The sequence below is a fragment of the Bacillus amyloliquefaciens DSM 7 = ATCC 23350 genome, from assembly GCF_000196735.1.
In the GTDB taxonomy this organism is placed as follows: domain Bacteria; phylum Bacillota; class Bacilli; order Bacillales; family Bacillaceae; genus Bacillus; species Bacillus amyloliquefaciens.
In genome coordinates, this window is the sequence record NC_014551.1 from 3,154,635 (window position 1) to 3,168,027 (window position 13,393).

The window sequence follows — 13,393 nt, forward strand, 5'->3', positions numbered from 1 at the left end:
CTCCCTGCCTTTCGACCTCTCGTTTTAGTATTCGCTCCAATTGACTTTCCTTCAAAACTGCCTTCACTCCTTTTATCCGGTATCCATAGTGACCATAATTGCCATAATCTATCTATGTTCAGCAAATAAAGAGATTATAGAGATTTTCTTATGCGTATACGCTATATTCTTTTATTTTTATATTTATATGGAAAATATGGATACCATGGATACCAAAGGCCGTTAAACCCTTGATACTGTTGAATTCAAGCCGGTATCCATACCATCTATTTTATGGATACTGCCATGGATACCATGGATACCGAAATTTGATTTTATAGAATTAGTATGGATACCGTTAATTAACTCTTACAAAAGCTCTTTGAACACCATATAAGCGCCCAAACTTCATTCGTCCGCGGCTCTCTGTGTACGGAGCCCAGCCGGGAAGCCTTCTCAAAATATCGTTTATTTCACGGGCTTGGATAGGGGTCATTTGTTTAGGGTCGCCGCCAAATAACTCGACCCATACCTCCATGGCACAAACCCTTGTGCGCTTAACGGACCCTTGCTTTTCTCCTTCAAAGTCATACCCCTGCAGGAAGTTGCGTCTTTCGCTAATATCCTTTTTGTCCCAATCCTCTGGCAGAAGTGTGTTTAAATACTCTTCAATCAAGCCGGCTTTTGCGCTGTCTTCGGTGTGTAGCTCTTGGGCTTCTTTGGCGGCCTCCTCTAATTCGCCTGTTAGATAAAGAGGCTCTTTTTCATGCCAGCAGTCAACGGCTTCAGCCCAAATTTGATCTATCTCATATTGATTAAGGTCCCGCCAGATACTTTTTGATCTTTCTTGCGCTGCCACAACAACGGGCCAAAAGCGCCGGTTCCCCGTGCGGTCCTTCAAAAAAGTCACATCATTTGTTGACCCGAAGAAAACGCACTGACGGGGGAAAACAGAAATTTGTCGGCCATACGCTACCCGATAGCTGTCCTCTTGTTTAGAAATAAAGTGTTTGACGGCTTCCGCCTCAGCTTTCCGGGTTGCGGACAGCTCGGCCAACTCAATCAGCCAGGCCCCTTGCAATTGTTCATAGGCTTCCTTTCCTTGCACAGTAGTGATTGAATCGGAATGCCAGCCCATGCCAAGCTTTTTAATGATGAAGCTTTTTCCGACGCCCTGTGGCCCCACCATGACTAAAACGTTATCGAATTTCAGACCTGGCTTAAGAACGCGGCCGACTGCTGCCGTAAAAATCTTTCTTGTAACTGCCCGGACATATTCCGTATCCTCGGCGCCCAGGTACTCGATAAAAAGAGAATCAAGCCGGGGAAGCCCGTCCCATTCCAGGCTATTGAGATAGTCTTGGACCGGATGAAATTTATTCTTTCCCTGAACTTCCATAAGTGCATCATGGACCTTGCCTTGCCCCGAGATTTTATAAATTGTTTCAAGGTAGTTCCGTAGTGAAGCGTCGTCCCTATCCATCCAGTAATCCCCCTCTGACAGCTTGCGCCAAGGTAAATCCCCTAAGACGGCGGCCCGATGCGAAAAGTCATTCCATGCGATCTTCCCAGCAAGCCGTGGGTCATTCTGCAGAATCAAAATAATGTTCTTGGCCGTTGAGAGGATGTCGCCGTTTTTCTTTACGTCTAAATGTTCCAGCCAGTCCATTGCCGAATCCTCAATAGCTCCGAACTCTTCACTTGCTTGGGATAGTTTTTCCTGTCCGATCGTGCGTTTCACGTTTTTATCTTGCAAAGCAAAATCCGACATCGCAGTGAAGGACGGGAGCCGGACAACGGGTGTGTTTGGGTCGGCTTCTTCATCGTGCATCCCGAATTTATGGATACGAACTAAATCGAAAGCATTGACGAGCAAGCCCCCGACGGGGTCTGTGCCGTGATGCGAAAAAGCAAATTTTTCATCATCATAGAGAATTAACCCCCCATTAGTGGACCCTTCTTTATAAGTGAACCGGCCCGGCCCCGCCTCTTCATAGACATCAGATAGAAACGTTTCAATAGCTTCCGGAATTGAGTACGTTCGGCAGAAAGCTCCGACCATTCCGTTTTTCTCATGCGGGTCGCCTTGCTTATCTGCAAGCTTTTGGCGATTCTTTTGAATCCTGGATGACTCCGGCCAATATGAAGGATCGGTCCAGTCTTCGTAACTGGCTAAAACCTCATCAGGGTCGAGCCAGGCCTCGTCCTGCAGCTTAAAAACATATTCGCCGTCTTGAGAAGTTGACGGCCAGTACATCAATCGGTGTGGCTGATACGTCGTATCATCGAAAAAATCAATGCCGATGTCGGCCGCAAGTTTGCGGGATACTGCCTGGTATTCATCAGGCGTTACCGCCCGCCTTAACGGAATCACTAACCGGAGCCGCGGCGTCTCTTTGCTGTGCTTATGCGTTGAATAAGCCGTACAAGCAAAGTCATACATCATTTCCACCGATGCCCAAAGATCGCCCTTTATAAAATCAGCATCCAAAGTAACAACTTGGCGCCAGGCCACCGTGTCAGTCTTTCGGCGGCCGCCCTTTAATGAGCCGCCTACGAATCCGCCAACGTCTTTTATCTGGTCCTGCTGTGACTTGGACATTTTTTTATACTCTGCATAGGTCTCATTCGTATAGTTTGGCGTTGCTAATTTTTTCAGCAGATCAGACCAAAGCATGTCCTTATTTCTCCAAGCCTTATCCCATCGGTTGCGCCCTATTGCGATGGTGATAGACCCGTCATGCTGTACTCGATTTTTCAAAGCTGTTTCCATCACCGGACACCCCCTCCTTCATTCATAAATCCCCATCATCTTCATCATCTTCATCGAAAGCCATTTCGAACGTTTTCTCGATGAAGTTAATATGCTTTTCAATCTGATCATTTGTCATCTTTTCAAAGTCCGGTCCGTGTCCAGGAACATGAAAAGACCGTGCTTTTATGATCAGATCCCGCCTTTTCTTGTTCACTTCCCGTCCTCCTCCATCCACTTCATATATTCCGACTCCCTTTTTCTTGCAGATAAGCAAAGCCCAATCACTGCTATTAGACTCCTTATAAGTTTCATAATCTCCGCCCTTACTATTAATCTTTTTTATAGTAATCCGTGATAAAGCCGTCCGCAGTCAAAGGCAGGCCCTTTGCCCAGGGGATAGGCTCCCCCATAATGGATTCCACTTTATCAAGCTCATTTTTTCCGCGCGGAACGTCCAGGACAGTTTCGTCATGAACGTGCATGACCGTTTTATAACCGGCATCGTCCAAACGTATAAGGGTGACAGCCAGGCAATCCCGGGCAACTGCCTGAACGATGTTCTCGACAAGTTTGCCTCCGTAAGTGTTCAGGCGGCCCCATTTACCGGACTCAAGCTTCCCTTCATATGTGAGGGCTTCTTTCCCAAAACGATCGTCTATTTCAAGTTTTGGCTTCGCATAGGCCAGGCGCCTACCGGACGGCAGTTGTACAAACAGGATGCCTGACTCGCATAAAAATGTTAGACCGTGCTGAATCTTAACCGGCTTTCTCTCTTTGACAGCCTTGACCGCGGCGGCTTCGACGTCATACCAAAACTGCACTATTTTCTTATTTGCCGTCCGCCATGCTTTCACAAGCCCCGGCAGTTCATCTTCATCCAGACCCATGGTTAAGGCGCCCATTTGTATAAGCGCGCCCTTTCCGCCCTGGTACCCTAGCGCCAATTCTGCCACTTTACCTTTTTGCCTTAACGGACTGCCCTTTGTGATTGACTCAACCGGCACTTTGAACATTTGCGCTGCCGAGGCTTCGTAAATCTTCCCGTGAGTGTTGAATACATCCAGGCGCCATCCTTCCCCGGCAAGCCAGGCAATGACACGGGCTTCAATGGCGGAGAAGTCAGACACATAAAACTCATTACCTTCTGACGGGATGAAAGCTGTTCTGACTAGCTGAGAAAGCACAAAAGGCACCTGCCCATAAAGCAGCTCTATTGCTTCATAGTGACCACCCTTCAAAAGCGTCCTTGCTGTATCCAGGTCCGCGATTTTGTTTTGAGGTAAGTTCTGTACCTGGACCAAGCGCCCGGCCCATCTGCCGGTCCGGCTGGCCCCGTAGAATTGCAGCAACCCACGAACACGACTATCCGGACAAAGGGCTTTTTCCATCGCCAGGTATTTTTTAACTGAGGTTTTCGCCATCTCCTGCCGCAGCCGCAAGACTCTGTGTACGCTCGCATCGTCTGTCTTTTCTATTAACTCCTCGATTTTGTCTTTTGCAAGACTCGAAACAGATAGCCCCTTATCTTCAAGCCATTTTTTTAATTGGGCTGTACTGTTGGGGTTGGGCAGTCCGGTCAGCTCCTTCGCCTCTACCATTAAGCCCGCCTGGTATTGTTCATCGCAGGCTATTGCGTGCTTTACTAAATCGGCATCTATCCGGACGCCCCTGTCATTTATGTCCTGATCTAACGCCCATAACTCTTGTTCAGCTTTCAATGGCTCAAACTTAGAAATGCGGTTTTTAATAGAGCGTTCTACTTCAACGTCCTGGCCGCAGTAGGTTTTGAATTTCTCCCATTTGTCTGGTGCGTGTTCAGGGAGATTCCTGACCCTCTGTCCGTTTGCTTTGGTTGGCTTACAGGGCACCGAAAAATAACGAATGAGGGCTTTCCCTTCCTTGTCCTTCTGTTCCGATAGTTTTAGCGCCTTTGCCACACCGTCAAGATTTCCGGGAAGCCCTAAGGTGGTAGCATGGACCGCCGTACACCTCCATTGCGTCGGCGGTAGCATAGTATTAAAATGCTTCGCAATACAAGTTCTTTCAAAGTTGGCGTTATATGCTGTTTTGATGACCTTTGAGCTTGTCAAAGCCACTAGAACTTCATGAGGTAACGCCTCCCCTTGGGCCAAGTCAATAACTTTTATTGGCTCTTCATCAAAAGCATAAGCAAACAGAAGGATTTCAAAATCCGAGGCTTCTGTGTATGCATAAACTCCACACTTTAAGAGGTCAACACTCGAAAATGTTTCTATATCAATTGACAATGTTTTCAATTAGTAGCCCGCCTTTTCTGAAAAAATAATGTGTGTACATCGCCGTGCTTATCCAGAAAGGCCTGCCGCCCAATGCGCCCAATTTCGGCGCGTGTTTTGAGAGGGGTTACCGCAGCTTCATAAGGGTCCCAGCCAGCGCTGACTCTGAAAGCATAAGTTTTATATTTGATGCCGTTTGATTCGGCCAAAGCGATTAGCTCAGGCGAATGCCTGCGATATTTGCCGTAAGGCGATTTCTGCCGGGCTCTTCTCATACACTCGTCTCTATCAAAGATCGGGGTTGTCGCTGCTCGTTCTTCGTCCCAGCCTCCTGAAGTGACACGCCAGTAAAACGTGGCTTTTGATATGCCATTTTTTTCAGCAACCTCAACCCATTTTGATCTGTCCGTCCTTGGGCGCCGTTTCTTTGGCGGGGTTGCTAGGGCTCTTTCTTTATCCCAACCTGCACCCCGGATTCTTTTCCCGAGAAGACTCCTACTAATACCGTTTTTTGCTGCCCTTTCATATTCCTCAGGCGTGATATACCAATCTGATGGATTAAACATATGTCCAGACTCCTTCCCTATTAAAAAGGGGGAAACTCTCGTCTCCCCTCTTTGTTTTTTAGCCTAAGAAATCGTCGCCATCGTTTTCGAAATCATCCAGGGCGTCGAAATCGTCTTCAGCCCGTGAACGGCCGCCGAGGTAATCCCCGTCCTCAAGTTTTTGAATGTTATTCAGGCCGCACGCAATACCTTTATTTCCGGCTGTGTTAAATGCGTAGAAATTGATTGACACCCGCCCATAGCAACCGCTGTAAAGCTCTTCTGAGTCAATAATGTGATTCAAGTTTCTGTCTACAATGCCGGGCTTAGTTTTGCTTGAGGCGTTCAAGAAATAGCATCCGGCGTATTCCTCTTGGTCCGGTCTTTCTTCGTCCCCATCGCGTAAAGGTGTTTTGAGGTTGGCCGGAATCTTTCCGCCCCATTTGCTTTTTCCAGCTTCTTTTGCAGCTTCAACCGCCGCCTTGATTTTACGCAGTGTATCTTTATCAGTTTTTGGGATAAGGATTGCGGTGCTGTACTTTGGTTCCTGTCCTTCCTCGATCGCGTGCGGTTGGAAGGCATGAAGATATGAGAAACGTACCTTTCCTGTTACTACCTTTGTGTTTGTGTTAGTGTTGTTAACTGCCATTTTGCATGTCTCCTTTTAATTTGAATTTTTATTTAAGCCAGCTAATGCCGACAAGTTAAATGGATTCAGGTAAGCTATAAGTAAAATTGAATTCATCTTTTGGCTTTTGGAGCTGATTAATGATTGAAGTCCAAATTGTACTCTTTCTGATAACATGTTGGAAAAAATCGTCACCGTTTTGAAAACTCTCAATTAGCTTAGTATCTCTGCAATTGAGCCAGTACCAATCACGTTTTTTATACAGAAAGTTAAGGATATTTCTTAGGTAATCATCCTCCATTTCAGTTAAGGGCTTGATTTCACCGTCAGCGTTCATCCAAAAATCAGAATTCAAAGTAGCTTCTGTTTTGCGAAGTTTGGTATTTTCGTATTGATATTTTTCCAAAGTAAAAACCTCCATTATTCGAAGTCAGCGATTGCCGATTCAGTAGAATTTAACTCCGGCCGTTTGTCCGATTCAGGGACAAGAGTCGGTTTTCCAACTGGCTTTATAACCAGGTCTTTCAGTAGCTCATTAAATGCTTTTTTCCCTATGCTTTTTTCCAGGGCTGAGACTCCTAGAACCTCCGGTTTTGACAAGACTTGCTCCGGCTCATAACCTTCAGCCAGAAGAGTATTTTTCACTGCGTCTACATCCGCATATTTGCGGTTGCTTCTTCCCTCAACCAGTTTCCAGCCAGGTATCTTTTCCCCGTGGTGTTCAGCCTGCGCCAAGGTGTACTCTTGAATATCTTTGACCCAGCGTTTCAGCTCTTCTGCTTCATAGAGGATTTTCCCAAGGTCCTCCTTAGACAGAAGTTCAGGCTTCTGGAAATCGAATCGAGCCAGCTCCAAGTTTTTTTTCGCCCTTGCAGAGCAGTTTGCTTTTGCTCTGCAGAATCGGCAGTGATCGCCTGCTTCAAATTCGCCCTCTCCCTGCCAAGCCATTTCCGCCCTTGGCTTGACAAAATCATTTGCCCATGACAAAAGCTCTGATACTGACAGCTCATATGTAGACACGCTATCCAGGCGGGGCTGCACGATCGTCATACGAACGCATTCGATGTCATAAAGGGCCCCAAATTGATTCAATGCCCCTAATGCATAAAGCATCATCTGAGTGTTTTTTTCAGCATCGACGGGAACGCCTTTCCCGTATTTCAGGTCTATCACTTCCATCACTTCATCAGCGATGATCAGCGCATCGCCAGTGCCAAACCCTTCCGGGACCCATTCACTGAAATCTAAACGTTGTTCAAGTAAGATCATCGCATCGCCCTTTTCAGCTTCAAGCGCGTTGAATTTCTCAATAACCAGATCTGAGTAAGTGGACACATATTCAATCATTGAATCTGAATACAGCTCATGCTTTTTCAATTTGTTCAGGCGCCGCGTTCGTGCAGCTTTACTGATCGCACCCGTATGGTATTGAAGCAGCACCTCTGACACTTCGTGTGCCAAGGTCCCTTCTTCTGCAAACTCGCTTGTCGTTTCTTCAAACTGATCTTCTAAACGGGCGCTTGGCGTGCAGGTTAACCAGCGTTTTGAGCCTGACGCCGATAACTTGGCGTGCGCTCTTTCCGCGTGCCCTTGGGTCATAGCTGTTCCGCCTTTTCAAGTAGCTCCGCGTAATGCTCTTTTGGAATCTCTGTCAGCTTTTTAGCGCCGTAGTTTGCGAATAGCTTTTTAATCTCAGCTTGTTTGCCTTCCTGTGACTTTTCAGCAAGCTTCTGGCGGACTACTGTAATATCAATAGCTTGCGTTTCTTCTTTGTCAGCTTTTGGAGCTGGTTCAGATTCAGGCTCAGGTTTCGCAGCCTCTTTTTCAGGCGCCTTTTGTACGGCATCTGCTTTTTGGTCCGCGCCCTTCTGTTTTTCCGGTTTACTATCAGCAACCTTGTTCACGGGTAGAGGCTTGGCGGTCAATGCATCGGCCAGGGCTTGGAGCGATTTAGCAAGTTCCGGCGCTTCAATTTTCAATGTGATATTCATAAGTAAATCCCCCTATTGTTTATTGCGGAAATCCGCAATTTCTTTCTTTTTGGCTTTACGAGTTTTCAGCTTGTAATCTTCTTCCTCGTATTGGCAACCTTCTACTTGAGCCGCTGTAATTTTGCCCTGTTCAACAAGTTCAGCGATTTTGATCGGGTTTAGAACAGCAGCAGACAGTCCCACCAAACTGGCAAGCTTAGCCTTGTCAAATTTGACTGACACCTTTTTGACTGCTTCGATCATCGTCGCTTTGTCTTCCCGGTAGACCAGCACAGGCCCATTCTGTCTAAGGTAGGCGACCAAGCGAGCTGTTTTGGCGCTAATGTGTGAAGCTAAGGCCGAACGGTCTTTCTTTGCTTGGTTAAGTTCTTGAAAAAACGCGTTTACTTGTGAAACAGAGTTAATCTTTTCCATCGTTGAAACCTCCGTTTATTATTTTTAGTCCGCATGGTATAATGGCGGCGTTATTTGTTTTTCAATGAGTCGCCTCTGCCAAGGCGGCTTTTTTATTTGTCATCATCCTGCTCGTCCTCGTCTTCATACTTCAAATATTCCAAAGGATAGCCGTAACGATTGACTTCAGAGATCATCGGATGCTCGATATTCATTGATACGATCGCCTCACAGTCGAAGCGCCTATCCCCTTACGCTTGAGCCCAGATACTATTTCATGAATCTTAACCATCTGTTCCGGGTGCTCCATTCGTTTAAGGTCCTTGCAATTTGAAATGATTGATGCCGCGATTTCAACACACCCATCAAAGTCCTGGTCCTCAATGGCGGCGGGAAGTAATTCGGAAATAAGGTTTTGAGTTGACCTGAGTAACCTTTCCGCATTTTCGCGATCAGATTTAAGAAAATGATTTAAGTTCATGATTGGGCTCCTTTCGATTTTGTAGATGCCTGATGGATTTTTCTAAAACGATCCTCTTCACTTAGTGTGAGCCATTCGCGCGGCTTGATCTTCAATTCCTCACCTTCCTTCTGCTCTAATTTCTTGGCTGCTCTGAGAGCCATTTCAGTAAGAACTCCCCGCACTCTTTTGCGGGAAAAAGCCATTTCTTACCGACGCGATATTTTGGGAACCTCTCGTCATAAAAGAAGGTATCTTTTATAAAGTTCAAACTCATATTTGTTTGCCTGCAGAGCTCCTTCATGTCCCAAAAAGTGTGCCGGCTCTCAATTATGTCTAATCGCTTTTTCAATTCTTCAGTAAAGCGTTGTTCCAGTAGGGACTCGTCAACTTGAACCGACAACACTTTATGAAACCTCCTTCATGTCCAGGATTTTGATGATCTTCTCTCTGACTTTCTTGCCCTTCCTCTTACCAAGCAATATGTCAGAAAGGTATGCATTTGAGATACCCAGCATTTTGGCCAAATCCTTTTGCTGCATGTCGTTTAAAATCAGCCAAGTTTTAACCTGCTTTCCAAAGCTCAGCTCCATAGAAAGCACCTCCTTCATGTTTTTTAGCTAATTATTTAGCTTTCTATTGACACTCTCTATCTTATTAGCTAAAATAAAGGCATAGCTAATAAGACTATACAAATAGCCTGAAATACGTTGGGGGACGTGGTACAGGGCTTTTAATTTGTCATGCCTCAAAGCTAAATAAGTAGCTTATGAACACAGTTTACTATCATATTAGATAGATGTCAACAATTTTATCTAACTAATTTGATAGTGTGTTTTAAGCGGAAAAAGGTGAACTGATATGTCACTATTTGACAGGGTTAAGAAGATTGCAGACAAGAGAAAGATACCCATTGCAGAATTGGAACGGAAATTGGGGATGGGTACAAACACATTGTATAGATGGAAGACCCAAAAACCGTCTATAGACAAGGTGCAGAAAGTTGCTGATTATTTCAACGTCTCTATTGACTACCTACTTGGTCGGACGGAAAACGAAGCAATTGAACCGGAGCTTACAGCCAAGGATGAAAAAGATATACAAAAAGAATTGCAGAAAATCATTCAGGGCTTAGGCGATAAAAACGGGTATGCTGCGTTTGACGGTCAGATAATCGATGATATGGATGATGAAGATAGGGAGCTGCTCATTGCAAGCCTGGAGAATTCTTTACGTCTCGCCAAAAGAATCTCAAAACAAAAATTCACCCCAAAAAAATACCGTAAGTAGGTGCTTCTGTGGAGTCAATTGCAAAAAAAGTAAAAACACTTACAAAAAAATTCGAAACAAACGATCCTTTTGAAATTGCTAAGGCTCTTGGAATTGAGGTGGTTTATGAAGAGTTGGGAAAAACCCTAGGATATTACAGCCGGCATTTTAGAATTAAAGTCATCCACATTAATCAGAATGCCAGCGAGAAGTGCAAGGTGTTTATTTGTGCTCACGAATTAGGGCATGCAGTATGCCACCCCGACGCAAACACGCCTTTTTTAAAAAACCATACTTTTTTCTCAACGGATCGGATTGAGGAGGAGGCGAATTTTTTTGCGATAAATTTGTTGTTCTCCTCCGCCAATGCGTGCATAACTGTGGGAGAAGCAGTTAAGCAGTATGGGGTACCTAAACAATTAGTCTTATCTAATCTTGCTAAAATTTTTTAAACAAAAAAACGAACATACATTCTAAAAATGGGAGGCGCTCAGAAATGGCTAGTTTCCGTAAACATTCAAACGGAACTTGGGAATACAGAATACGATATAAAGATAAAAACTCGAACAGGTACAAGGAAACGTCAAAACGAGGGTTTAAAACAAAAAAAGAAGCGCAATTAGCTGCGGCACAAATAGAGACAGACATCGAATACTATGGTTTCGCTAACGACGGAAAAGAAAGCATAAGAGAGTATTTCAGTAAATGGCTCGAAGTATATAAAAAGCCAAATGTCAAGCCTATTACTTACTCACTCCAAGAGAGGAATGTACGGCTTAACATTTTACCAAGATGGGGAGAAGTTAAGTTAAAAGATATATCTAGGACTGAATATCAGAAATGGATTAACGAACTTAGACTCAATTATAGTGAAGGCACTGTCAGGCGCATTCACAGCCTGATGAACACAGCATTAAATGACGCTGTGCACGAATTTAGGATACTGCGTGAGAACCCTGTTACACGTATCAAAATCCCGAAGGAAACTAAAAACAATAAGGAAATCAAATTTTTTACAGTAGACCAACTAGAAAAATTTCTAAATCAGGTGAAAGAACCTCAGAAAAATTCCAAATACAAACACTCAATACAGTATTATGTTTTATTTTCTCTCATGGCTCGGACCGGTTTACGAATAGGTGAAGCGCTCGCCTTAACCTGGAATGATATAGATTTTGAAGAGGGCACGATAAAAGTGAGTAAAACACTAGTCTACCCGACAAATTCCACACCCTATCTCTCAACCCCTAAATCAAAAGCTGGTTTAAGAATAATCAAACTAGATATACACACCATTCAGCTTTTAAAAAAACATCGAATCAATAGAAACGAGGTTGTGCTCAAATATAAAAATTATAAAAAACCGGGGGCTGATATTGTGTTTTATCAGCATGATGGACGATGGTTGCGCACAAATGTTGTTAGAGAATACTTCAAAGAGATATGTAAAAGAGCTGAGTTACCAATATTGTCCCCTCATGCATTAAGGCATAGCCATGCGGTACATTTAATTGAGGCCAAAGCTGATTTGAAATTTGTATCTGAAAGACTTGGGCATTCGAGCATAAAAATAACCGCAGATACGTACCTCCATGTCACTAAAAAAATTGAAAATGATGCATTAGAGATGTATCTGCGGTATACAAATATATAATCTTGTGGGTGTTTTGTGGGTGGGGCTTCCCTAAAATCAGTCAGGCCCCTGCTGTATCAAGCTTAGCCGATACTACCTTCCATTTCGAATTTGATCAAACGGTTCATTTCAACTGCGTATTCCATCGGAAGTTCTTTTGTGAACGGCTCGATGAAGCCCATAACGATCATTTCTGTCGCTTCTTCTTCAGAAATACCGCGGCTCATCAAGTAGAAAAGCTGTTCCTCAGAAACCTTTGATACTTTCGCTTCGTGCTCCAATGAAATGTTGTCGTTCAGGATTTCATTGTAAGGGATCGTATCAGAAGTTGATTTGTTATCCATGATGAGCGTATCGCACTCGATGTTTGAACGGGCGCCGTCCGCTTTCCGTCCGAAGTGGACGATACCGCGGTATGTTACTTTTCCGCCCTGTTTAGAAATCGATTTTGATACGATTGTGGATGACGTATTCGGTGCAAGGTGAATCATTTTCGCACCTGCGTCCTGATGCTGTCCTTTGCCCGCAAGAGCGATAGAAAGCGTCATGCCGCGCGCGCCTTCACCTTTCAGAATGACAGCCGGATATTTCATCGTCAATTTAGAACCGATGTTTCCGTCTACCCATTCCATCGTCGCGTTTTCTTCACAAACGGTACGTTTCGTAACAAGGTTGTAAACGTTGTTCGCCCAGTTTTGGATCGTTGTATAACGGCAGTAGCCGCCTTTTTTCACGATGATCTCAACAACCGCGCTGTGAAGCGAGTTTGTTGTGTAGACAGGAGCCGTACATCCTTCTACGTAATGAACGCTTGCTTCTTCGTCAACAATGATCAGCGTACGTTCGAACTGACCCATGTTTTCTGAGTTGATGCGGAAGTAAGCTTGAAGCGGTGTTTCAACCTTCACGCCTTTTGGCACGTAGATGAAAGATCCGCCGGACCAAACAGCTGAGTTCAGCGCCGCAAACTTGTTATCAGTCGGCGGAATAACTTTCGCCCAGTGCTCACGGAAAATGTCTTCATTTTCTTTCAGCGCGCTGTCTGTATCTTTGAAGACAATGCCTTGCGCTTCAAGATCTTCTTTCATGTTGTGATAAACAACCTCAGATTCGTACTGTGCGGAAACACCCGCAAGGTATTTTTGCTCAGCTTCAGGAATACCGAGTTTGTCGAATGTCTGTTTAATTTCCTCAGGCACTTCATCCCAAGAACGCTCTGAACGCTCAGACGGTTTTACGTAGTACGTAATCTCGTCAAAGTTTAAAGAGTTTAAATCCCCGCCCCACTGCGGCATCGGCATGTTGTAGAAATGCTCAAGAGATTTCAGGCGGAAATCAAGCATCCATTGAGGCTCTTCTTTCATACGTGAAATTTCTTCTACGATTTCTTTTGTCAATCCGCGCTCTGAACGGAAAATGGAAACGTCCTTATCGTGAAAACCGTACTTGTATTCACCAATTTCAGGCATTTTTTTAGCCATCCAT

At 44.7% G+C, this 13,393-nt stretch carries 17 protein-coding genes; 3 read left to right on the forward strand and 14 right to left on the reverse strand.

Going from position 1 to position 13,393, the window contains the following annotated elements; all coding sequences use genetic code 11:
• Positions 1 to 337 precede the first annotated feature (337 nt).
• The 13 genes from BAMF_RS36280 to BAMF_RS36335 form a co-directional block, all read right to left on the reverse strand.
• The gene (locus BAMF_RS36280) at positions 338 to 2,752 is read right to left on the reverse strand and encodes a virulence-associated E family protein (protein WP_013353514.1); all 2,415 of its coding nucleotides are present in this window, start codon (positions 2,750 to 2,752) and stop codon (positions 338 to 340) included.
• A gap of 22 nt (positions 2,753 to 2,774) precedes the next feature.
• Positions 2,775 to 2,948, reverse strand: a complete 174-nt coding sequence (locus BAMF_RS41585; RefSeq protein ID WP_164848961.1) for a hypothetical protein — start codon at positions 2,946 to 2,948, stop codon at positions 2,775 to 2,777.
• A 115-nt stretch (positions 2,949 to 3,063) separates the two neighbouring features.
• The gene (locus BAMF_RS36285) at positions 3,064 to 5,010 is read right to left on the reverse strand and encodes a DNA polymerase (protein ID WP_013353515.1); all 1,947 of its coding nucleotides are present in this window, start codon (positions 5,008 to 5,010) and stop codon (positions 3,064 to 3,066) included.
• Positions 5,007 to 5,555 (reverse strand): hypothetical protein, encoded by a 549-nt coding sequence (locus BAMF_RS36290; protein ID WP_013353516.1) that lies wholly within the window; start codon positions 5,553 to 5,555, stop codon positions 5,007 to 5,009. The genes BAMF_RS36285 and BAMF_RS36290 overlap by 4 nt, the downstream gene beginning before the upstream one ends.
• Before the next feature lie 58 nt (positions 5,556 to 5,613).
• The gene (locus BAMF_RS36295; protein ID WP_013353517.1) at positions 5,614 to 6,183 is read right to left on the reverse strand and encodes a DUF2815 family protein; all 570 of its coding nucleotides are present in this window, start codon (positions 6,181 to 6,183) and stop codon (positions 5,614 to 5,616) included.
• A 55-nt stretch (positions 6,184 to 6,238) separates the two neighbouring features.
• Positions 6,239 to 6,568: a hypothetical protein gene (locus tag BAMF_RS36300; RefSeq protein ID WP_017418273.1), complete on the reverse strand. Its 330-nt coding sequence runs from the start codon at positions 6,566 to 6,568 to the stop codon at positions 6,239 to 6,241.
• Positions 6,569 to 6,582: 14 nt separating this feature from the next.
• On the reverse strand, positions 6,583 to 7,761 hold the full coding sequence (locus tag BAMF_RS36305; protein WP_013353518.1) for a DUF2800 domain-containing protein: 1,179 nt from the start codon (positions 7,759 to 7,761) through the stop codon (positions 6,583 to 6,585).
• Positions 7,758 to 8,153 carry a hypothetical protein gene (locus BAMF_RS36310; protein ID WP_013353519.1) on the reverse strand — a complete coding sequence of 132 codons (396 nt, stop codon included), beginning with the start codon at positions 8,151 to 8,153 and terminating at the stop codon, positions 7,758 to 7,760. The genes BAMF_RS36305 and BAMF_RS36310 overlap by 4 nt, the downstream gene beginning before the upstream one ends.
• Positions 8,154 to 8,165: 12 nt before the next feature.
• On the reverse strand, positions 8,166 to 8,567 hold the full coding sequence (locus BAMF_RS36315) for a hypothetical protein (RefSeq protein WP_013353520.1): 402 nt from the start codon (positions 8,565 to 8,567) through the stop codon (positions 8,166 to 8,168).
• A gap of 190 nt (positions 8,568 to 8,757) precedes the next feature.
• On the reverse strand, positions 8,758 to 9,027 hold the full coding sequence (locus BAMF_RS36320; RefSeq protein ID WP_041481670.1) for a YqaH family protein: 270 nt from the start codon (positions 9,025 to 9,027) through the stop codon (positions 8,758 to 8,760).
• Positions 9,024 to 9,170, reverse strand: coding sequence for a hypothetical protein (locus BAMF_RS41590; RefSeq protein WP_164848962.1), 147 nt, complete (start codon positions 9,168 to 9,170; stop codon positions 9,024 to 9,026). Before BAMF_RS41590 ends, BAMF_RS36320 begins: the two co-directional genes overlap by 4 nt.
• On the reverse strand, positions 9,143 to 9,412 hold the full coding sequence (locus BAMF_RS41925) for a group-specific protein (RefSeq protein WP_041481671.1): 270 nt from the start codon (positions 9,410 to 9,412) through the stop codon (positions 9,143 to 9,145). The genes BAMF_RS41590 and BAMF_RS41925 overlap by 28 nt, the downstream gene beginning before the upstream one ends.
• Before the next feature lies 1 nt (position 9,413).
• On the reverse strand, positions 9,414 to 9,599 hold the full coding sequence (locus BAMF_RS36335; RefSeq protein ID WP_013353523.1) for a helix-turn-helix domain-containing protein: 186 nt from the start codon (positions 9,597 to 9,599) through the stop codon (positions 9,414 to 9,416).
• 268 nt (positions 9,600 to 9,867) lie between these two features.
• On the opposite strand from BAMF_RS36335, the gene BAMF_RS36340 reads away from it, so the two are divergent.
• Genes BAMF_RS36340 through BAMF_RS36350 form a run of 3 tightly spaced genes read left to right on the forward strand, consistent with a single transcriptional unit; the run spans position 9,868 to position 11,929 of the window.
• On the forward strand, positions 9,868 to 10,296 hold the full coding sequence (locus BAMF_RS36340; RefSeq protein ID WP_013353524.1) for a helix-turn-helix domain-containing protein: 429 nt from the start codon (positions 9,868 to 9,870) through the stop codon (positions 10,294 to 10,296).
• An 8-nt stretch (positions 10,297 to 10,304) separates the two neighbouring features.
• Positions 10,305 to 10,727 carry an ImmA/IrrE family metallo-endopeptidase gene (locus BAMF_RS36345; RefSeq protein WP_041481672.1) on the forward strand — a complete coding sequence of 141 codons (423 nt, stop codon included), beginning with the start codon at positions 10,305 to 10,307 and terminating at the stop codon, positions 10,725 to 10,727.
• Positions 10,728 to 10,771: 44 nt separating this feature from the next.
• A complete protein-coding gene (locus BAMF_RS36350) occupies positions 10,772 to 11,929 on the forward strand; it encodes a site-specific integrase (protein WP_013353525.1) in 1,158 nt (385 codons plus the stop codon).
• A gap of 62 nt (positions 11,930 to 11,991) precedes the next feature.
• Here the strand turns inward: BAMF_RS36350 and sufB are convergent, their stop codons facing one another.
• On the reverse strand, positions 11,992 to 13,389 hold the full coding sequence (gene sufB, locus BAMF_RS36355; protein WP_003151878.1) for a Fe-S cluster assembly protein SufB: 1,398 nt from the start codon (positions 13,387 to 13,389) through the stop codon (positions 11,992 to 11,994).
• Positions 13,390 to 13,393 lie beyond the last annotated feature (4 nt).

What these genes read in the sequence shown, in the direction of transcription:
- BAMF_RS36280 (WP_013353514.1), bottom strand. Translation starts at nt 2,752, where the DNA reads ATGGAAACAGCTTTGAAAAATCGAGTACAGCATGACGGGTCTATCACC.
- BAMF_RS36290 (WP_013353516.1), bottom strand. Translation starts at nt 5,555, where the DNA reads ATGTTTAATCCATCAGATTGGTATATCACGCCTGAGGAATATGAAAGG.
- BAMF_RS36295 (WP_013353517.1), bottom strand. Translation starts at nt 6,183, where the DNA reads ATGGCAGTTAACAACACTAACACAAACACAAAGGTAGTAACAGGAAAG.
- BAMF_RS36305 (WP_013353518.1), bottom strand. Translation starts at nt 7,761, where the DNA reads ATGACCCAAGGGCACGCGGAAAGAGCGCACGCCAAGTTATCGGCGTCA.
- BAMF_RS36310 (WP_013353519.1), bottom strand. Translation starts at nt 8,153, where the DNA reads ATGAATATCACATTGAAAATTGAAGCGCCGGAACTTGCTAAATCGCTC.
- BAMF_RS36315 (WP_013353520.1), bottom strand. Translation starts at nt 8,567, where the DNA reads ATGGAAAAGATTAACTCTGTTTCACAAGTAAACGCGTTTTTTCAAGAA.
- BAMF_RS36320 (WP_041481670.1), bottom strand. Translation starts at nt 9,027, where the DNA reads ATGAACTTAAATCATTTTCTTAAATCTGATCGCGAAAATGCGGAAAGG.
- BAMF_RS41590 (WP_164848962.1), bottom strand. Translation starts at nt 9,170, where the DNA reads ATGGCTCTCAGAGCAGCCAAGAAATTAGAGCAGAAGGAAGGTGAGGAA.
- BAMF_RS36335 (WP_013353523.1), bottom strand. Translation starts at nt 9,599, where the DNA reads ATGGAGCTGAGCTTTGGAAAGCAGGTTAAAACTTGGCTGATTTTAAAC.
- BAMF_RS36340 (WP_013353524.1), top strand. Translation starts at nt 9,868, where the DNA reads ATGTCACTATTTGACAGGGTTAAGAAGATTGCAGACAAGAGAAAGATA.
- BAMF_RS36350 (WP_013353525.1), top strand. Translation starts at nt 10,772, where the DNA reads ATGGCTAGTTTCCGTAAACATTCAAACGGAACTTGGGAATACAGAATA.
- sufB (WP_003151878.1), bottom strand. Translation starts at nt 13,389, where the DNA reads ATGGCTAAAAAAATGCCTGAAATTGGTGAATACAAGTACGGTTTTCAC.